The sequence below is a fragment of the Amycolatopsis oliviviridis genome (assembly GCF_014654365.1).
Taxonomy (GTDB): Bacteria; Actinomycetota; Actinomycetes; order Mycobacteriales; family Pseudonocardiaceae; genus Amycolatopsis; species Amycolatopsis oliviviridis.
In genome coordinates this window covers 293,840-311,156 of record NZ_BNAY01000001.1, presented here as the reverse complement: position 1 = coordinate 311,156, position 17,317 = coordinate 293,840, and the positions used below count along the sequence as shown (strand labels likewise).

19 protein-coding genes are annotated in these 17,317 nt (G+C 69.1%); 8 read left to right on the top strand and 11 right to left on the bottom strand.

Translation table 11 applies throughout. The annotated features are described in order from the left end of the window. Nucleotides 1–150: 150 nt before the first annotated feature. A complete protein-coding gene (locus IE302_RS01025) occupies nucleotides 151–627 on the bottom strand; it encodes a MarR family winged helix-turn-helix transcriptional regulator (RefSeq protein ID WP_191250794.1) in 477 nt (158 codons plus the stop codon). A 64-nt stretch (nucleotides 628–691) separates the two neighbouring features. Between IE302_RS01025 and IE302_RS01020 the strand changes: the two genes are divergently transcribed. Together IE302_RS01020 and IE302_RS01015 are read left to right on the top strand one after the other, a co-directional pair. After that, nucleotides 692–1,153, top strand: coding sequence for a Rid family hydrolase (locus IE302_RS01020; protein WP_191250792.1), 462 nt, complete (start codon nucleotides 692–694; stop codon nucleotides 1,151–1,153). A gap of 76 nt (nucleotides 1,154–1,229) precedes the next feature. Then, nucleotides 1,230–1,625, top strand: coding sequence for an ATP-binding protein (locus IE302_RS01015; protein WP_191250790.1), 396 nt, complete (start codon nucleotides 1,230–1,232; stop codon nucleotides 1,623–1,625). An 83-nt stretch (nucleotides 1,626–1,708) separates the two neighbouring features. Here the strand turns inward: IE302_RS01015 and IE302_RS01010 are convergent, their stop codons facing one another. From IE302_RS01010 to IE302_RS01000, 3 genes are all read right to left on the bottom strand, one after another. After that, complete coding sequence (locus tag IE302_RS01010; protein ID WP_191250788.1) at nucleotides 1,709–2,629, bottom strand: alpha/beta hydrolase family protein; 921 nt, start codon at nucleotides 2,627–2,629, stop codon at nucleotides 1,709–1,711. A 79-nt stretch (nucleotides 2,630–2,708) separates the two neighbouring features. After that, the gene (locus IE302_RS01005; RefSeq protein WP_191250786.1) at nucleotides 2,709–3,458 is read right to left on the bottom strand and encodes an aminoglycoside adenylyltransferase domain-containing protein; all 750 of its coding nucleotides are present in this window, start codon (nucleotides 3,456–3,458) and stop codon (nucleotides 2,709–2,711) included. Between the two features lie 17 nt (nucleotides 3,459–3,475). After that, complete coding sequence (locus IE302_RS01000) at nucleotides 3,476–4,378, bottom strand: NmrA family NAD(P)-binding protein (RefSeq protein ID WP_191250784.1); 903 nt, start codon at nucleotides 4,376–4,378, stop codon at nucleotides 3,476–3,478. Between the two features lie 97 nt (nucleotides 4,379–4,475). Here IE302_RS01000 and IE302_RS00995 point away from each other — a divergent pair, with 97 nt between their 5' ends. Next, nucleotides 4,476–5,036 carry a TetR/AcrR family transcriptional regulator gene (locus tag IE302_RS00995; RefSeq protein WP_191250782.1) on the top strand — a complete coding sequence of 187 codons (561 nt, stop codon included), beginning with the start codon at nucleotides 4,476–4,478 and terminating at the stop codon, nucleotides 5,034–5,036. A 49-nt stretch (nucleotides 5,037–5,085) separates the two neighbouring features. Here IE302_RS00995 and IE302_RS00990 read toward each other — a convergent pair whose 3' ends face one another. After that, entirely contained in the window at nucleotides 5,086–8,781 is a 3,696-nt protein-coding gene (locus IE302_RS00990) for a CARDB domain-containing protein (protein WP_229907536.1), read from the bottom strand. A gap of 200 nt (nucleotides 8,782–8,981) precedes the next feature. On the opposite strand from IE302_RS00990, the gene IE302_RS00985 reads away from it, so the two are divergent. From IE302_RS00985 to IE302_RS43025, 4 genes are all read left to right on the top strand, one after another. Beyond that, complete coding sequence (locus IE302_RS00985) at nucleotides 8,982–9,329, top strand: hypothetical protein (protein ID WP_191250780.1); 348 nt, start codon at nucleotides 8,982–8,984, stop codon at nucleotides 9,327–9,329. Between the two features lie 338 nt (nucleotides 9,330–9,667). After that, on the top strand, nucleotides 9,668–10,321 hold the full coding sequence (locus IE302_RS00980) for a S1 family peptidase (RefSeq protein ID WP_191250779.1): 654 nt from the start codon (nucleotides 9,668–9,670) through the stop codon (nucleotides 10,319–10,321). Nucleotides 10,322–10,333: 12 nt separating this feature from the next. Then, nucleotides 10,334–11,323 carry a helix-turn-helix transcriptional regulator gene (locus IE302_RS00975; RefSeq protein WP_229907535.1) on the top strand — a complete coding sequence of 330 codons (990 nt, stop codon included), beginning with the start codon at nucleotides 10,334–10,336 and terminating at the stop codon, nucleotides 11,321–11,323. A 173-nt stretch (nucleotides 11,324–11,496) separates the two neighbouring features. Further along, nucleotides 11,497–11,628, top strand: coding sequence for a hypothetical protein (locus IE302_RS43025; RefSeq protein WP_268246716.1), 132 nt, complete (start codon nucleotides 11,497–11,499; stop codon nucleotides 11,626–11,628). On the opposite strand, the gene IE302_RS00970 is transcribed toward IE302_RS43025, so the two are convergent. The 3 genes from IE302_RS00970 to IE302_RS00960 form a co-directional block, all read right to left on the bottom strand. Then, nucleotides 11,618–11,848, bottom strand: coding sequence for a hypothetical protein (locus IE302_RS00970; RefSeq protein WP_191250774.1), 231 nt, complete (start codon nucleotides 11,846–11,848; stop codon nucleotides 11,618–11,620). The two genes, IE302_RS43025 and IE302_RS00970, sit on opposite strands and share 11 nt — an antisense overlap. 55 nt (nucleotides 11,849–11,903) lie before the next feature. After that, on the bottom strand, nucleotides 11,904–12,656 hold the full coding sequence (locus IE302_RS00965) for a trypsin-like serine protease (RefSeq protein WP_191250772.1): 753 nt from the start codon (nucleotides 12,654–12,656) through the stop codon (nucleotides 11,904–11,906). Nucleotides 12,657–12,728: 72 nt separating this feature from the next. Continuing rightward, entirely contained in the window at nucleotides 12,729–13,697 is a 969-nt protein-coding gene (locus IE302_RS00960; RefSeq protein WP_191250770.1) for a LysR family transcriptional regulator, read from the bottom strand. A gap of 98 nt (nucleotides 13,698–13,795) precedes the next feature. Here IE302_RS00960 and IE302_RS00955 point away from each other — a divergent pair, with 98 nt between their 5' ends. Next, nucleotides 13,796–14,764, top strand: a complete 969-nt coding sequence (locus IE302_RS00955; protein ID WP_191250768.1) for a M64 family metallopeptidase — start codon at nucleotides 13,796–13,798, stop codon at nucleotides 14,762–14,764. Between the two features lie 8 nt (nucleotides 14,765–14,772). Here IE302_RS00955 and IE302_RS00950 read toward each other — a convergent pair whose 3' ends face one another. From IE302_RS00950 to IE302_RS00940, 3 genes are read right to left on the bottom strand one after another with little or no spacing between them, the layout of a single operon-like run. Then, a complete protein-coding gene (locus IE302_RS00950) occupies nucleotides 14,773–15,237 on the bottom strand; it encodes an SRPBCC family protein (RefSeq protein ID WP_191250766.1) in 465 nt (154 codons plus the stop codon). Nucleotides 15,238–15,295: 58 nt separating this feature from the next. Next, nucleotides 15,296–16,186, bottom strand: a complete 891-nt coding sequence (locus IE302_RS00945; protein WP_191250764.1) for an AraC family transcriptional regulator — start codon at nucleotides 16,184–16,186, stop codon at nucleotides 15,296–15,298. Between the two features lie 10 nt (nucleotides 16,187–16,196). Continuing rightward, nucleotides 16,197–17,255 (bottom strand): LLM class flavin-dependent oxidoreductase, encoded by a 1,059-nt coding sequence (locus IE302_RS00940; RefSeq protein WP_191250763.1) that lies wholly within the window; start codon nucleotides 17,253–17,255, stop codon nucleotides 16,197–16,199. Nucleotides 17,256–17,317: the final 62 nt, after the last annotated feature.

Here is a 17,317-nt window from a genome sequence, read left to right as displayed (position 1 = left end):
GAATGTCGCAACGCAAGCGGCGGCCGTCACCTTGGCGAGACCTCGACCTTCACAGCGACCCAAGTACATGAAGGCCCCCTTCCTTGCGATAGGCGCAAGCAAGGGGGCCTTCATGTACAGGCAAGCAGGCAAGCGCCCGGTACCGATCGGCTACGCGAGGTCGGCGGGCCGTATGCGCAGCTTCGCGGCGATGCGGGCCAGTGCTTCCTGATCCTCCGCGGTCAACGGGTCGAGTACGAGGTCCCGCACCGAACGGACGTGCGTGGGCGCCGCCGCGACGACCACGTCGTAGCCCGCGTCCGTGAGCATCGCGAGGGTGTACCGGCCGTCGTCGGGATCGGGTGTCCGCTCCATCCACCCGCGTTGCTCGAACCGTTTGACCACATTGGACAGACGGGACAGCGAGCCGTTGGCGAGGTAGGCCAGTTCGCTCATCCGCAGCCGTCGTTCCGGGGCTTCCGAAATATGGCTGAGGGCCAGGTACTCGAACAGCGTCAGCCCGGCGTCGTGCTGCAGCGGCGACTCCAGCCGCCCCGGCAGCAGGAGGACCAGGGAGACCAGTCCGGTCCAGGCCTCCTTCTCGGCAGCGTTCAGCCACAGCGCTTCATCCGGGTCCGAGGTGGCCATGGCGGAACTCTACCGAGAACCGCGCGACTTCACACGTGAAGTCAAATCGTGCTAAGTTGACTTCATGCATGAAGTCAACGAGAACACCACCCGGACCCAGCCGCAGTTCTTCGTCACTCCCGGCCACGGCGAACGGCTCCTGCCCGAGATGCGCTACAGCCAGGCGGTGCGCGTCGGCGATCGCGTCGAGATCTCGGGCCAGGGCGGCTGGGCCGACGATCTGCCCTTCCCCACCTTCCCCGAGGACCTCGAAGCCGAAATCGTCCAGACCTTCGAGAACGTCGAGAAGGCGCTCGCCAGCGCAGGCGCCACCTGGCGCGACGTCATCTCCGTGGACTCGTACCACGTCCCGGAAACCCCCGGGTTCATCGGCGACACCCACGGCCGCGTCATGGTCGAACAGTTCCGCAAGCACATGGGCGACCGCGCGCCGATCTGGACCGAACTCGGCGTCCCGGCCCTCGGCGCCCCGGGAATGCGGGTGGAGATCAAGGTCACCGCGATCGCCGGATCCTCCCGCGTGTGAACGCCGTGCCCCGTGGGTACTACCCGGGTACGCCCATGCTCTTGGCCCAGCTGGGAAACCCGCTAAGGAGACACGCGTGGGTACTACGGGAACACGGCAAGCCTTCGAATTCCCCACTGACAGCGCACCACCACTGGGAGAGGTCCGGGCCTGGCTCCGGGATCAGCTGAGCGAGGTCGGTCGCATCACCATCGCGGACACCGAACTGCTGACCACGGAACTGGTCACCAACGCCCACGAACACGCGGACGGCGTCGCCGAGCTCAGGGTGTTCCAGCCCTCGGGCCGGGACGTCGTCCGAGTGGAAGTGGACGACCGCCGCCCGCACCTGCGACCGCGCAAGGTGACCAAACAGGACCCGGCGAGCCCGCACGGTCGAGGACTGGCTCTGGTCGAGGCGATCAGCACCGAATGGGGCGTGGACACCGGCGCCGGCCACAAAACGGTGTGGGCGGAGATCCCGGTGCTCTGACACGATCATCCGGTGACGGCTTCGCGAAGCCCTCTGATGGGACCGACGCTCTCCGCGCTACCGGGCCGGCGGTGCACTGAGATCTACTTCGCCTCCACCCGGCCGAGCGTGAGACCGTCGCACGCCGTCCGCCAGGCGGCGTCCCCGGGATAGAGCTCGGAACGAAGGTAGGCCCAGGTGAGATGCTGCACCGCGGCCACGCGCTCCGGGTTCTCGTCCGTCGTCTCGGCGACGTCGTAGCCGGAAATACCGCCGAGTCCGTGCTCCGCGCCGAACAGGGTGAGCAGCGTTTTGCGGCCCGGGGCGAGGAAGTACGGATCGGTGTGCCATTCCGGGCCACGAATCGTCAGATGCGGGGAGGCGTCCTTGTCCCCGGCGACGACGAGCGCGGGCGTCGTCATCGCGGAGAAGTCCGTGCTGAGGAAGAAGGAGTAGTTCTCGGCCACGAATTCGGTGACAGCGTCGCCGCCTCGACCGGGCGCGGCGAGCAGCACACCGGCGGAGATCCGGGGCTCGGCGAGGTCCACTTCCTCGCCGCTGCTGGGATCGCTGTACCGCGCGCCCAGCAGAAGGCTCGCGGTGTGCCCGCCCATCGAATGCCCGGCCACCGCGACCTTGCCCCGGTCCAGCCTGCCGCGCAGCCAGGGAACGGCGTCCTCGATCTCGTCGAGCCGGTCGAGGATCCGGCTCAGGTCCTCGGCCCGGGATCGTGGGTACAGCGGCGCTTCCGGTTCGCCGGGGGCCAGGTTCAGCGTCCGTGAGCTCAGGTGGGTGGGCTGGATGACGACGAACCCGTGAGCCGCCCAGAAGTTCACGAGCGGGGCGTAGCCGTTGAGCGACGAGAGGTGGTTCGAGGGGCCCTGGCCGTGCGACAGCAGGATGACCGGCAGGTCGCCTCCGGTCGTCGGCGCCGAGACGCGCAGTTGCAGGTCAACGGCCCGATCCGGCGTCGACAACACCACCGGGGCGACCGAAAGGACTGGTACGGAAGTCGTAGTACTCATGGTGAGTCTTCCCTTGCCTGACGGCACCGCAGTAAGCGGAGCACTGTTCCACAAACATACGGAGCAGTGTTCCGCTTTGTCAAACGCCCCTCGCCCGCTCCGCGAGGACGCTCGCGAGCGAGGCCACCTCGACCGAGAGACCGCTCCAGTCATCCGAAGCGGTGCCGAGGTAGCCCGCCCGCGCGCGCTCCAGCAGGACGCAGCCGGTCTCGTCGAGCGTCGGCGCGACGGCGGCCGCCGCGACGTCCTTCGCCACGATCCCGCCCGTTTCGACGGTCACGACGATCCGCGCGAGGGTGAGCAGGACGTTGCGTTCGTCGCCTTCGATCTCCGCCATGAGATCCGGGACGACACCGAGGGCCGCGCTCCTGAGCAGGTCCGGCGGCACCGGATCGAGGACGTCCGCGAGTGCGGGACCACGCAGGACCCGGTGCGCCGCCTGAGCCGTGGCCACGAGGATCACGACGTCGGGGTCCTCCTCCGGCTCGGGCAGCCCGCCCTGGACGAAATCCTCTCGAAGCCATTCGCCGTACTGGAAATCCCGGCGACGCCGGTCGTCCCCGGCCACGAGCGCGGTCAGCTCGATCGGACGACGGCTCGCCGCGTCCGGAAAGCGCTCGGCGTGGCCACGCCAGCCCGAAAGCCGCAGCAACAGGGAGACCAGCGCGGCCCGTTCCGGCCTGTCGAGCGACCGGCGGGTGACCAGCAGCAGATCGACGTCGCTGTCCGGTCTGAGCCCGCCCGCCGCGGCGGACCCGTAGAGATACAACCCGACGACGTCACCGGGATCGTCCCGGTCGAGATGGTCCAGCAGAGGCTCGACGCGCATGCCTCAACGATCACGCACTACGCAAGGTATTTCCGCGCCCAGGTGGCGAAGCCGGTCAGCGGGAGCCCGAGGTCCCGGGCGTACTCCGGCCGACCCGGCTGACCGATCACGTTCAGCCACTCGTGCGAAGCGCCCATGGGCGGCATCCCGGCGGCGGTCGCCTGCTCCACGGTCATGTCCGGCGCCGCGAGCCGGGTGCCGAGCACCTCAGACAGGACTTCGGCGATCTCCGTCATGGTCAGGAAGTCGCTCGCGAGTTCGAGTTCGATCCCGGTGAACCGCTCCGGTTCGGCGATGGCCGCGGCGGCCGCGGTCCCGATGTCGTCCACGGCGGCCAAAGAGAGGCTCGACGACGGCTTGATGACGCTCACCAGGCCGCCGTCGACCCCGCGCGGGAACAGGAACTTCATGTCGGGCAGGAAGTTCTCCATGAAGAAACCCGGCTTGAGCAGTGTCCACTGTGGAAAGCCCGCTTCGCGGAGCCGGTCCTGGATCGCGGCCTTGGCACCCAAGGTGGGTTCCATCGAGGCCCAGCGGCCTTCGGCCCATCCGGGCGCCTCGACGTGCTGACCGGCCCCGGAGACGGAGGTGTGCACGAACTGCGGCACTCCGGCCGCCTTCGCGCCTTCGATGAGGTTCGCGGCCTGGGTCACCTCGCCGGCGAAGTCGAATCCTTCCGCGTTCAGGCCGGGCATCTGCACCGAGAAGACGGCGCGGGCACCCTTGGCGGCCCGGGTCACGGAATCGACGTCGTGGAGATCGCCGACGACGAGCTCGGCGCCGAGTGCTTCGACGACTTTCGCCCTGGCCGGGTCGCGTACCAGCGCGCGGACGGGTACACCCGCCGCGAGCAGGGCGCGGACGGTCGCACCGCCCTGCCTGCCGGAGGCGCCGGTGACCAAAACGGGTGATGGGGACATGGTCGCTCCTTCGGGCAACTAAGTGGCGGGGCCCGCCACTTATCGTCCGCTACGATATGGCGGGGTCCGCCACTTACGCAAACGCCGAGGTGAAGACATGTCCGAAGGCCAACGCGCCGACGCGCGGCGCAACTACGCGCGCATCCTCGCGGTCGCCGAGGAGGAGGTCGCGGCCCACGGCTCCGGCGCCTCGCTGGAGCAGATCGCCCGGACCGCGAACGTCGGCTCGGCGACCGTGCGCCGCCACTTCCCCACCCGCCGGGCCCTGCTGGAGGCGGTCTCCGCGAAACGGATCGCGGTGCTGTGTGCTCGCGCCGTCGAGCTGACCGGCGAGGACGACAGCCGGAAAGCGCTCCTGACCTGGCTCGACGAGGTCGTCTCCTACTGCGTCACCGCCCGAGGTCTGGCGGCCGCGCTGTCCTACGACGAAACCGACCCGGCACACGGGAACTCCTGTTCCGCCGCCATCGAGGAGGCCGGGGATCCGCTCCTGCGGCAGGCCGCGCGGGACGGCGTGGTGGCGCCGGAGGTCACCGTCGCGGATCTGATCACGCTGATCGTCGGCATCGTCCTGGCCACCGAGCACCATCCGGATCCCGCCGCGCGGGCGGACCGGCTGTTCCGGCTGGCCGTGGCGGGTCTGAGCCCCCGGACATGAAAGGGGCCGGAGCGGATCTCGCCGCTCCGGCCCCGGATCACGCTCGCGGTTACCTCGTACCGCGCCGCCCCGAGGAGACGACCGCCGGAACCGGTCCGCCGTTGATCACGAACTGCGATCCCGGCTCGCGGACGATGTCGCCGCCCGCCGAGTTCGTGATCGTCACGTTCGTCAAGGTCGCGCTGCCGCGGGCGCCGCTCATCGCGAGGATGCCGGCCCCGTTGTTCGACTTGTCGATCTTCACGTTCGTGACGCTCGCGGTCACCACGCCGCCACCCGTCTTGAACTGGATGCCGTCGTAGGTCGAGTCGTGGATCTCCGTGTCCCGCAGGACGACCCCGGGAATGTCCTTGCCCTGCGCGAAGAACGTGATCGCACCGAACTCCTGCTGCTCGCCCCAGAACACGCCGCCGCAGCGGTACAGGGCGTTGTTCGCGATGAGCGTCTGCCCGGAGAACGGCAGCGGATCGTGGTCCGTCGCCAACATGATGCCCGGGTAGTTCATCGTGTCGTGGACGATGTTGTTCTCGATCTTGTTGCCATATCCGCCGTAGATCGCGATCCCGTTGGCCCGCCACGGAAGCTGGATCGTGTTGTTGGCGAACACGTTGTCGTGCGCGATGTCCTGTGAAGTGTCCTTCACGTACTGGTTCGCCCACACCGCGAGCGAGTCGTCACCGGTGGTGCGGAACGACGAGTTGAACACCTTCGAGTTCCTGGTGCCGTTGGTGAAGTTGATGCCGTCGGCGTAGGTGTTCCGGATGCGCATGCCGCTGAACTCCAGGCCGTCGGCCGGACCCCAGAGCGCCGGGAGGTTGCTGTAATCCCGGCCGACCCACACGCCGACGTTGGCGTGCTCGATCCACACGTTCGAGATCTTCGTGCCGGTGCCGAACCGGCCGTTGAGGCCGACGCCGCCTTCCGCGCCGCCGTCACCGCCGCGGATCCGGCCGGACCCGAAGATCGCGATGTCGGAGATCTGGGTGTTCTTGTCGATGTCGAAACCGAAATTGCCCTCGTGCGGGTGATTGATGCCGCCCGCGTTCTGCGGCTCGATCTCCGAGTACAGCTGCGAGTGCCACATCCCGGCACCGCGGATCGTCACGTTGGAGATGCCGATCTGGTTGTACTGGCCGCCGCCGTTGGGCACGTTCGGGTCGTCGGTCAGGATCTTCTTCTCCTGCCGCCACTGCCCGGCCGGGATCCAGACGCAGCCGATCACGCCGTTCTGGTCGTCGGTCACCGCACGCTGGATCGCCGTGGAGTCGTCGTTCCCGTCGTTCGGCACCGCGCCGTACTCCGTGATCGACACGCAGTTCGACGGCTTCTCCGCCGCCGGGGCGACCTGTTCCAGATCGACGAGGTCGACGATGTAGAACGCCGCGTTGTCACCGCTGTCCCGCTGCAGCTTGAACTTCGTGCCTGGCGGGTACGACTGCGACAGCAGCGCATGCGACTCGTCGAACAGCCGTCGCGCGTTGGCCTGTGGGGTGTTCGTCAGGCCTTCGGGGTCGTCGGTGCTGCCGTAGAGCCAGCTGTGCTTCGACGACAGCGTCAGCTTCTGCGCGAAAGTCCCGTTGACGTACAGGCTGAGCGTCGCGTCCTGTCCCCCGCCGCCGGGGGCGTCGGGGATCGAGTTGCGGACGACGATCGAGTTCGCCTGGTTCGACGACGTGAACTCGACGTACTGGCCCTGGTTCGCCAGCCGCACGGACTTGCGCCCGGAGGACTCGGTCGCGAAATTCGTGTGACCGAAGGTGCGCAGCGGGTCGGTCTCCAGTAGTTGTCCTTGGTACTGCGCGGCTTCCGCCTCGTACTCGACGTACGGGACCGCCGCGCCCCGGCCGACCACGATCGCCCGCGCGAGGCTGTTGTTGGACTCGTTGGTCTCCGTGACCGTGCCGGTCGCGTCGGCCGTCGCGGTCAGGGTCGCTCCCCCGCTGGCGGCGGTCCAGGTGCCCGAGATCGCAACGTTCGCGGTGGCCCCCGCTTCGATCGCGCCGGTGGCGCCGGTCAGCGTGGTGCCTCCGACCGCGAGCCGGGTCACCGAGGCGCCCGCCGCGCTCGTGCCGCGGTTGTGCACCGCGACGGTGAACGACACCGCCGAGCCGACGGCCGGATTGGGCGGGTTCGAGGTGATGCCGGTGACTTCGAGGTCGGGCCCCGGCGACTGCGCGACGACCAGTGACGTCGGGGAGGTGTAGGTGTTGTTGGTTTCGTTCTGCTCGGCCACCTTGCCTGCCGGGTCGGCGGAGGCGGCGACGCTGTACGTCCCTTGAGGACGCGTGTCCGCGTCCACCGTCACCGTCGTGGACGCACCGGCGGCGAGCGCGGGGACGTCGGCCTCGCCGACGACGGTGCCGCCGAGGCTGACGTTCACGGTCGTCGCGGCGGCGTTCGCGGTGCCGGCGTTCTTCACCGTGGCCGACACGGCGAGCCGGCTGGTCTCCGTCGGGTTCGACGGCGTCCAGGTCGTGCCGGTGACGACGAGATCCGGGTTCGGCGCCGGGGTACCGATCACCTGGAACTCCGCGACCTGGCCGCCGGGAGCGCCTGAGTTGGCGAAGAACTGGAGGCGTACGTCCGACACGCGTCCGCTGACCGGGACGACCACCGAGTTCTGGTTCGTGGCCGGGTCGAAACGATGGTCCGCACGCGCCGACAGGGCGGTGAACGCGGTCGCGCCCTGCGCGCGGCCGAGGATCTCGAAGTTCTGCGTCCGGGCGCCCCAGATCGCGTCCGGGTTGAGCTTCACCACGACCGAGTCGACCTCCGCGTCGACCCCGAGCTTCACCGTCAGCGAGTTCGGGTAGCCCGCGGCGGATTCCCAGTACGTGGCGGCGTCGTTGTCGTTGGCGTTGGCGGCGACGAACGTGTGGACCGCCGACGTGGCTTCGATCGGTTTGCCCGCCGCCAGGTTCGCGCCCGCGCTCGTCCCGGAGCGTACGACGTGGTTGCTGTCACCGGATTCGTTGCCCGTCGCGTCCTTGGCCCGCACGAAGTACTCGACCCGTGTCCCCGTGGGGCGGGCTTCGGTGAACGAGGTGCCGGTGACCGTGGTGACCGGCGTGCCGTCCCGGTAGACGGTGTAGCCGGTGACGCCGACGTTGTCGGTCGAGGCCGACCAGGTCAGCCGGACCTGCCCGGCGGATGGTTCGGTCAGCGCGAGGTTCGCCGGCGCGCTCGGCGCCTGGGTGTCGCCGGTGTCGGGCCCGTAGAGCTCGAACTCCGAGAGCTGCGCGGCTGGCCATCGCGTGTTCGCGGTGACCTGCAAACGCACGTAGCGGGCCGACGCGGTCAACGGGATCGTGACCGTGTTGGCGCCGGGGGTGAACGCGTAGCCGGTCGGCATGGCGAGATCGCTGAACGCCGTGCCGTCGGTGCTTCCGCGCACGGTCAGCGTCTGGGTGCGGGATTCCCAGCCCGACGGCAGTTTCAGCACGATCCGCGAGAGGGATTTGGCGGCCCCGAGGTCGGCCTGGATCCATTGCGGGAACGCGTTGTTGGCGGATTCCCAATAACTGTCCTGGTTTCCGTCGACGGCGTTCGCGACGGGATACCCGGGCAGCGCACTGCTGGCCGACACCGAGCGGGTGAGCGGCACCTCGGCGAGCGCGGCCGGTCCGGGCGGGGCCGCGGTACCCGGGGGTGGGCCGCTCGCGGCGGAAGCGAGGGAGAGTCCGGCGACGGAGAGCCCCGTGACCAGGAGTCCGGCGACGATCCGGGACAGGCGCATACGTGTCATGGCGTCTTCTCTTCTTTGAGACAGCGGGGAGGGAGCCAGAGCCGTACGAGCATGCAACAACCCGGAGACAAAATGCAAGAAGTTGACATGTTTCAGAAATTTTGCGACTGCTCACACGGGCATGGCGACCGACTATTCCGTATTTCCGGTGTACACGCGTACACTCAAATTCAGCCGAGCCGCGTGGAGGTCGATCCCGGATGGACGTGACGAAAACCCTGAAGTCCGCACTCACCGGGACGGCGACCGAGTCGAGGTCCGCGGTCCGGGAGTTGCGGCGCGAGACCGAAGACCTCGTGGCCCGCCGGGCGGGCAGGACAGCGAACCGGCTGACCGAACTGGGCGAACGTCTCGCCGATCTGGTCGTGGTCTCGGGGAGCAGGCTCGCAGGTCTCGCCGATCGGCACAGCGAGCCGGTGGGCGACGGCGTGCGCCGGGAAGCGGGCCGGATCGGCGATTCCGTGGAGCGGCTGTCCCTCACACTGTCCGATCGGGCCATCCTGCTCGCCGAAGAACTGCTCGACCCGAAACGCAAGACCCGCCTTTAGCCGCGGTCCCCCTCGCGGCACCCCAAGTACATGAAGGCCCCCTTCCTTGCGCCTATCGCAAGGAAGGGGGCCTTCATGTACCGCAGCCGAGCAGCGCCGGTACCGAGGCCGTGACACATCGGTGCCATCGGCACTCCCGTGCCGACATCCCGGGTCCCCTGCCGTCCACCGCGGCCTTCTCCCGTCTTTAGTCGCTATCGACGTCGTATCCGCCTGCCTAGCATGGGAAAACCGGTGCCGGATCCGGCCAGGCGACCCCTGGCGATCCCGCCGCGGCAACCCGGCGCGCCGTCGCTTTCCCTCTTCTTTCTGTACTTTCCCTGCACTGGAAGGCATTCATGCGCATCCGAGGTCTCCTCACCGCTCTGCTGTGCGCGGCCGGGCTCATGACGGTCGCGCCCGCTGCCGGCGCGGCCCCCATCATCGACGGCGAATACGCCCAGTCCGGTCCGTGGGCCGCGATGATCGAGCAGAACGGCGAGCAGTGGTGCTCCGGTTCGATCATCAGCGCCCGCTGGGTACTCACCGCCCGGCACTGCATCGACGAACCCGGTGCCGAGTATTCGGTCCGGGTCGGCGACGTCGACCACCGGGCCGGGACCTACGCCGTGGCGGCCGATATCTACACGCCTTCGAGCGGTGCCGACATCGCACTGCTGCGGCTCGACCGCTCGGTCAGCACGACGTACGCGTCCCTGGGCACTTCCGTCGCCACCGGCGACACCGAATACGTCTACGGCTGGGGCTACAACGAAGACGGAGACCTGCAGCGGTATCTCAAGGTCGCGCAGATGAAGGTGTCCAGTGTCGGGAATGGACTGATCAAGGCGCGCCGGGGCGACGGGCTGACCAACGGCGGCGACTCGGGCGGACCGGTCTTCGTCGGCGGCAAGCAGGTCGGCGTGCACATCGCGGGCAACAAGGTCGACAGCTCGACGCATACCGCCATCTCGGCGAACCGCACCTGGATCCGCGACACCTCGGGCGTCTAGGTCGTGACACCGGTGACTCCCCAGGACGGGCTCGGCGCGCAGTTGCTCAAGCTCGGCCTCGGGGAGGCCGCCGCGCGGATCTACCGCCGGATGCTCGAAAACGCGCCCGTGACCGCCGAGGAACTGGCCTGGCGGGAAGGCGACGCGGAGACCGTCCACCTGGCACTGAAGGAACTGGCGGACGCGGGGCTGGCGGTTTCGTCCGGAGTGGACGGAGGCGGGTTCCTCCCCGCGAATCCCGGTGAGGCGCTCGCCGCGCTGACCACGCGACGGCAGGCCGAACTGCACGACGCGCGGCTCGCGGTCCAGACCGCGTACCGCGCGTTCCGGCGGGCGCACACCGGGATGCCGCACGCCCAGGACCTGCTCGAAGTGGTCACCGGCGACGCGATCCTCCCCCGGCTCCAGCACCTCGCGACCCTGGTACGGCACCAGGTCCGCCGTCTCGATTCCCCGCCGTACTTCACCGGCGGCCGCCGCAACCTTCTCGAGGAGGAGCAGTTGCGGCGCGGGATCACTTACCGATGTGTCTACAGTGGAGCTTCACTGGGCGATCCCGGCTATCTCACCGCGAACATCCTGCCCTGCCTGCGCGCCGGTGAGCAGGCCCGGCTGCTGCCCGAACTCCCGGTGAAACTGACGCTGTTCGACGACCGGGCGGCCACCATCGCGCTGACCATCCGGGAGGCCGATCGCAACCAGTCCATCGTGATCGTGCGCCCCTGCAGCCTCTTCTCCGCGCTGGAGGGACTGTTCGAAACCTCGTGGGCCGCGGCGCTCCCGCTCGACGAGCGGGGACACGCGTCCGATCAGCCGATCCGGCCGATCGAACGAGAACTGCTGGTCCTGCTCGCCGCCGGGCGCAAGGACGACGAGATCGCCACCGAACTCGGCGTCAGCAGGCGCACCCTGTTCCGCTATCTCGAAACACTGATGGACCGGGCGGGCGTCTCCAGCCGGTTCCAGCTGGGGGTCTTCGCCGCCCACAACGGCTGGCTCTGACCAGCCGACCCACGCGTTTCGTCCTCTGGATGCGGTCGTCCGCGATACGAACTACCGCATCCAGAGGACGAAACGCGTGTCGCTCTCACCCGGATGGGGTCACCCTGACAGATCGTCCCCGCTGCGCCGGAGGCGCGAAGAGCGGAAGGTGATCTTGAAAGGAGGGCGGCATCATGGGCAATCACCGACAGCACAACGGGACGGCGTCGCTCCGGATCGCCACCGCCGGCCTGCGGGTGTTCGCGACCGTCGTCGCGGTCGCGGCCTGCGCCTGGCTCGCGCTCTGGCTCGCGTTCACCCTCTGAACCCGGCCGGTCCCGGCTGGGACTCTGGCGGGCTTTCCGGTTCCGGCAGAGGGCGGTCCGGTCCCGGATCGGGGACCCGCTCGGGGACCCCGGGGTCCGGCACCGGCTCGGGCCTGCCCGGGTCCGGCACCGGTTCGGGGATCCCGGGGTCGGGCACCCCGGGATCCGGCGGCATGGGGTCCGGCGGCGCCGGAGGCGCGGTCATTCGAGTACTCGTCATCGCAGTACCTCCTGCTCACGCCACTACCCGCTCCGCGACCGGCCGAAACGAAGCGCTACCCCGTCCGGGTGGCGATCCAGTCCGCGATGACGTCCGCGCGGGACGTCGTCTCGATCCCGGCGTGCGGGCAGTCCGGTCCCGTGGCCTCCAGGGAGACCAGCGCGCCGCTCTTGCCTCCCGGGACGAAATACGGTGCGCCCGAGTCGTACGTGCAGGCACTGGTCGTGATCTTCGGCGCGGCGCCGCGGACGCCCAGCGTCGTCGGGGCCACCGTCGCCACCTGCACGGTGCCTTGCTGCATTCGTGTGGCGGGAGCGGGATTCGTGGCGGTCAGGCTGCCCCAGCCCGCCAGGGTCAGCTGCAGACCGACCTGCGGGACCGCGCGGTTCACCGTCAGCGGGGTCACCGTGGTCACCGGAGTGTCCAGTCTGACGAGGGCGACATCGTTCTCCTTCGCCTGCAGCACTTCGGTCGCCTTGCGGGCCACGCCTGATTCGGTCGCCTCGTCGACCAGCCCCAACGTCACCGTCGTCGGATACGGCACCTTGCCCGAAACCCGCTTGCGGTAAGCGTCGTGGAAGCAGTGCCCGGTGGTGATGACCCAGCCGGGCGCGATCAGCGCGCCCGTGCAGAAACTGCTGTAGGTCGAACCGTCCGGGCGAGGGATCTTCGTCATCGCGATCTTCGCGACGAACCCGAATTGCCCTGGTGGGACATCGGTGCCGTGGGCGACGTCCGGCGCGGCGAGCGCGGCCGGAGCGGTGGTGATGGTCAGGACAGCAGCGGCCAGCAGGGCGCGCAGACGCAATTTCTTACCCTTCGTCGGTGAGGTTCCGAGGCTAGGACCACCGCCCGACAAGGGGAATTCCCTGACCAGGTGTCACCCGATGGCACGCCGGTCGGGTTCTTCGCGCCGCTCGCGCCAGCGGCGGTAGGTGTGGCTGCTGTCGGTGTCCGATCGGTAAGCCGCTTCGGCCGCGGCGATCAAGACCTCGCTGTTCCCGCCGAAGGCTCCTTCGGTGCCCCAGGCGATCAGATACCGCATCCACAACGGATCCCCCGCGAGCGGACGGATCGCGATCCCGGGTGTGGCGGGAAAGGTGACCTGGCAAGGGGAAAGCGCCCGGCCCGCGGCGATCAGGCGTTGCAGTGGCCGGAGTTCCGTGCTCCGGTGCGCGACCTGCGGCCGGAATCCGGCCCGCTCACAAGCTTCCTCGAAGCACTCGGGCCAGCCGGCGCCGTCGGACGGCCCGAGGACCCACCGTTCCCCCGCGAGATCGGCGAGATCGATCTCGGCGCGGTGAGCGGCCGGGTGGTCCGAGGCGATCGCGACGAACACCGGTTGCGTGGCCAGTGGCCGCGACGCCACCCCGGGAGCCGACGGCAGGACGTGACCGGGATAGTCGGCGACGACGGCGGCGTCGAGCTGCCCGCCCGCCACGAGGTCCAGCAACCGCAAGGGCGAGAACTCCGTGGTCACCGAAACCGCTTGCCCGCGCCCGGAATCGCCGAGCCGGTCGGCCAGCTCGACGACCATCGAACCGCCGATCCCACCCAGCGCGACAGGACGTTCCTCCCCGTCCGCCAGCCAGCGCGCCGCGTCCCGGTGCATCGTGTCCGCCGCGGCGAGGACGGCACGCGCGCGGTCGAGCACGCATTCGCCGAACGCCGTGGGGAAGACCCCGTCCCTGCCGCGGACGAACAAGGTGCCGCCGAAGGCACGCTCGATCCGTTGCACGGCGGCGGTCAGCGCGGGCTGGGAGCTCCCGATCCCGATCGCCGCGCGCGTGATGCTGCCCGCGTCGGCGACGGCGCACACCACTCGCAGATGACGTAACTCGACGTCCATCACGCGGACCTTATGGCCACTTGGGATGTGCCGGAAGCCGTCGAAAGTCGGGATCGTTTTCCGTACTCCTCTTTCTCCCCTCCCCGCAAGGAGTACGCATGCGACGCGCATGTCTCATGGTCGCGCTGACCGCCACCCTCGTCGCCGGATTCGTCCCCGCGACGGCGTCGGCGGCCCCGGCCGCCCGATTCACGACGTCGATGGAGGCCTTCGAACCCGGAGGAACCATCACCCGGGTCGACGTCACCCGGCCGTCCTCGGACCGAGCCCCCGCACCGCAGCTGATGGCGAACGCCGCCGCGGTGACCCCGATCGAAACCAACGGTCCCAGCGAGACCACCTTCGACCTGGTCTTCGTCGGTGACGGCTACACCTCCTCGCAGCTGGGCACGTACTCGCAGCACGTCCGCTCCAGCATCGCGGCGCTGTTCGCGATCGAGCCGTACAAGAGCTACCGCAAACAGTTCAACCTCTGGCAGGTCGACGTCGTGTCACCCCAGTCCGGCATCACCAACGACCCGACCCAAGGGGTGAAGCGCAACACCGCGCTCGGCTCGTACTTCTGGTGCGGCGGCATCGAACGGCTGTTGTGCGTCAACGAAACCAAGGCGAACCAGTACGCCGCGGCCGCACCCGACGTCGATCAGGTCATCATGCTCGCCAACACCACCAAGTACGGCGGAGCGGGCGGCGGTGTCGCGACCTCGTCGGGCGGCAACATCCAGGCCAGCCAGATCGTCGCCCACGAACTCGGGCACTCCATCGGCGGGCTGGCCGACGAGTACGACTACGGCACGTGCGAAACCCGGGAACCGCGGGAGCCCAACGCGTCCGCGCTCACGGCGACGCAGATGAAGGACCGGCGCGCCAAGTGGTACACCTGGCTCGGCAAGCCCTCCCCCGACGGTGGCACAGTCGGCGCCTTCGAGGGATCCCGCTACTGCAAGACCGGGATGTACCGCCCCAGCGTGAACTCGCTCATGCGCACGCTCGGGCAGCCCTTCAACCCGCCGAGCACCGAGGCGATGATCGCGGGCTTCCACCGGGAAGGCGCCGCCCGGCACTGATTCTCAGGTCATGGTCTCCGGACCGGGCCGCCGGCGTGCTCGGCGAGCCCGGTCGCCATGGCCTGCATGAAGCGACGGAGATACCAGCGGAAGAACAACGCCTTGCCCCGGCCCACGCGATACGTTCCGTGCCAACGGATCCGGGTCCCGCCGCCGGGTGTCTCGCGCAGATCGACGGCGGCCTGGTAGTCGGTCATCACCGGGACGTCCACGCCCTCGTAGGAGAACCGGCGTTCGGGGTCGAGGGCGGTGACCCGTTCCTTGGTGACCGTCTTGCCGGTACGGAAGGCGCGGACAGCGCCGACGCCGTCGCTCCCGTCGGCCGAAAGTCCTTGTGAAGCACCGATTTCCAGCGAGCCGACACCCGACCAGGCAGGCCAGCTGCGGGCGTCCACCAGCAATGCCCACACCGCGGCGGGCGGCGCCGTCGATTCGGCGGTGACGTCGTACGACTGCTTTCCAGAACTACTCACCCGTTCACCCTAGAAACGGGCCTGTCCGGTCACCATGTGTCAGATTGCGGCGCGGTGATCAGGAATTGCGGTACTCCGAGGGGCGCGTTCCGGTGTGGCGCAGGAAAGCGGCCGACAGGGCGCCCGGGGTGGCGAATCCGCATCTGCCCGCGATCCGGGCGATCGGGAGATCGGTGTCGCGCAGCAGTCTTCGCGCCTCCTCGATCCGGATCCTGCCGAGGAAACGGTGCGGTGTCTCGCCGGTCTTCTCCTTGAAGACCCGGATGAAGTGATAGACGCTCAGATGCACTTCCCCGGCGATTTCGGCCAGGCTGAGCGGATCCGCCAGCCGATCGCGCATCATCGCGACGGCCGCGCGGACCCGGCTGTCCTCCCGACCCGCGTCCGGCGGACCCGGTTTGCGCGCGTGCCGGGTGAGCAGATGCACGGTGAGGAAGGCGGCCGCGGACTCGGCGTAGAGGTCGTCGTTCTCTCCCGCGTCCCCGACCGCCCGGACCAGCTCGTCGAGCAGCGGGTCTCCCCCGGCGACGGAGGCGGCCATCGCCTCGTGGTCCACCACGCGGCCGCCCAGCCGGGCCGCGATCGCCTCCACCGTGGTGCCCGGGAGATGCACCTGCAGGCTGCGCATCGACCGGTCCCCGCGGTAGCGGCGCAGCAGCGGCCTGCCCGGAACGGCGAGTTCGAGCCGTCCCGGCTCCCACTGGTGGCGGTTCCATCGCCCTTCGCCGCGGGTCTCCATCACCGCCCTCCCCGACAAAGGCAGGACGAGATGCAGATCCGCGACGGCGGGCAGCCGCATGTCCTCGACGACGGGAACATGGTCGAACCGCTGGACGAGCAGCGATTCCCAGCCGGAATCCTCCCAGCTGCACGAGGTCCGCCGGACGTAGCGGGCCATGTCGAAACCGGTATACGGCTGAAGGTCGAATCGCTCGGAGTCGAACACCACGGCTTCGAGGCTAGTCCTTCAGCAGGTCCTTCACCCGCGGCACGACCTGCTCGCCGTACAGCCGGATCGAGTTCGCGCGCTGCTCGTGCGGAAGCCCGCCGACGCTGTATTTGAGCTGGAATCGCGACAGGCCGAGGGTCCGCACCGCCCAGGCGATCTTCTGCGCGACGGTCTCGGGAGAACCGACGAACAGCGCGCCGCGCGGCCCGGCCATGGCGTCGTAGTCGGCCCGGGACATCGGGCCCCAGCCCCGTTCGGCGCCGATCTTGGCGAAGGCGGCCTGGTGGTGCGGGAAGTGCTGGGCCATCGCGAGCTCGTCGGTCTCGGCGATGTGTCCCGGGCTGTGCATCGAGATCGGCAGCTCCTGATGTCCCGCTTCCTTGAGCGCGCGCCGGTACAGGTCGGCCAGCGGGGTGAAGCGCTCCGGAGAACCGCCGATCACCGCCATCACCAGCGGCAAGCCGTACGCGGCTGCGCGGACCACCGACTGCGGGGTGCCGCCGACGCCGACCCAGGCGGGCAGGCTGCCCGATTCGGTGACCGGGAACGCCTGCGCGCCCTCCAGCGCGGGACGGACGGTCCCGGACCAGTCGACCGGCTTCTCCTCCTGCAGGTGCGTGAACAGGTCGAGTTTCTCGGCGAAGAGCGCTTCGTAGTCGTCCAGCGAGTAACCGAACAGCGGGAACGACTCGGTGAACGAGCCCCGGCCGAGGGTGACCTCCGCGCGTCCCCGGGAAACGGCGTCCAGCGTGGCGAACCGCTCGTAGACGCGCACCGGGTCGTCCGAGCTGAGCACCGTGACCGCCGTGCCCAGCCGGATCCGCCCGGTCTGGCCGGCGACCGCCGCGAGGACGACGTCCGGCGACGACACAGCCATCTCCGCGCGGTGGTGCTCGCCGACCCCGAAATAGTCGAGGCCCACCTGGTCGGCGAGCACACCCTCGGCCACGACCTGGCGGATGGCCTCGGCCTGGCTCACCGGCTGGCCGTCCGGACCGTTCTCCACGTCACCGAAGGTGTCCAGACCGAAGGTCGGCTCGTGCCGGGTGCCCAGGTTCTCGTAACCCATGTCCAACTCCCTCAAGTAGTTGAACGCTCAAACGTCGGCCCTGGCGATCGTATTCCACCGCC

Excerpts from the sequence above, each read along its gene's own strand:
- IE302_RS01020 (WP_191250792.1), top strand. The coding sequence starts at position 692 with ATGCATGAAGTCAACGAGAACACCACCCGGACCCAGCCGCAGTTCTTC.
- IE302_RS00990 (WP_229907536.1), bottom strand. The coding sequence starts at position 8,781 with ATGACACGTATGCGCCTGTCCCGGATCGTCGCCGGACTCCTGGTCACG.
- IE302_RS00960 (WP_191250770.1), bottom strand. The coding sequence starts at position 13,697 with ATGGACGTCGAGTTACGTCATCTGCGAGTGGTGTGCGCCGTCGCCGAC.
- IE302_RS00980 (WP_191250779.1), top strand. The coding sequence starts at position 9,668 with ATGCGCATCCGAGGTCTCCTCACCGCTCTGCTGTGCGCGGCCGGGCTC.
- IE302_RS01000 (WP_191250784.1), bottom strand. The coding sequence starts at position 4,378 with ATGTCCCCATCACCCGTTTTGGTCACCGGCGCCTCCGGCAGGCAGGGC.
- IE302_RS00985 (WP_191250780.1), top strand. The coding sequence starts at position 8,982 with ATGGACGTGACGAAAACCCTGAAGTCCGCACTCACCGGGACGGCGACC.
- IE302_RS01010 (WP_191250788.1), bottom strand. The coding sequence starts at position 2,629 with ATGAGTACTACGACTTCCGTACCAGTCCTTTCGGTCGCCCCGGTGGTG.
- IE302_RS00955 (WP_191250768.1), top strand. The coding sequence starts at position 13,796 with ATGCGACGCGCATGTCTCATGGTCGCGCTGACCGCCACCCTCGTCGCC.
- IE302_RS01005 (WP_191250786.1), bottom strand. The coding sequence starts at position 3,458 with ATGCGCGTCGAGCCTCTGCTGGACCATCTCGACCGGGACGATCCCGGT.
- IE302_RS00995 (WP_191250782.1), top strand. The coding sequence starts at position 4,476 with ATGTCCGAAGGCCAACGCGCCGACGCGCGGCGCAACTACGCGCGCATC.
- IE302_RS00940 (WP_191250763.1), bottom strand. The coding sequence starts at position 17,255 with ATGGGTTACGAGAACCTGGGCACCCGGCACGAGCCGACCTTCGGTCTG.
- IE302_RS01025 (WP_191250794.1), bottom strand. The coding sequence starts at position 627 with ATGGCCACCTCGGACCCGGATGAAGCGCTGTGGCTGAACGCTGCCGAG.
- IE302_RS43025 (WP_268246716.1), top strand. The coding sequence starts at position 11,497 with ATGGGCAATCACCGACAGCACAACGGGACGGCGTCGCTCCGGATCGCC.
- IE302_RS00970 (WP_191250774.1), bottom strand. The coding sequence starts at position 11,848 with ATGACGAGTACTCGAATGACCGCGCCTCCGGCGCCGCCGGACCCCATG.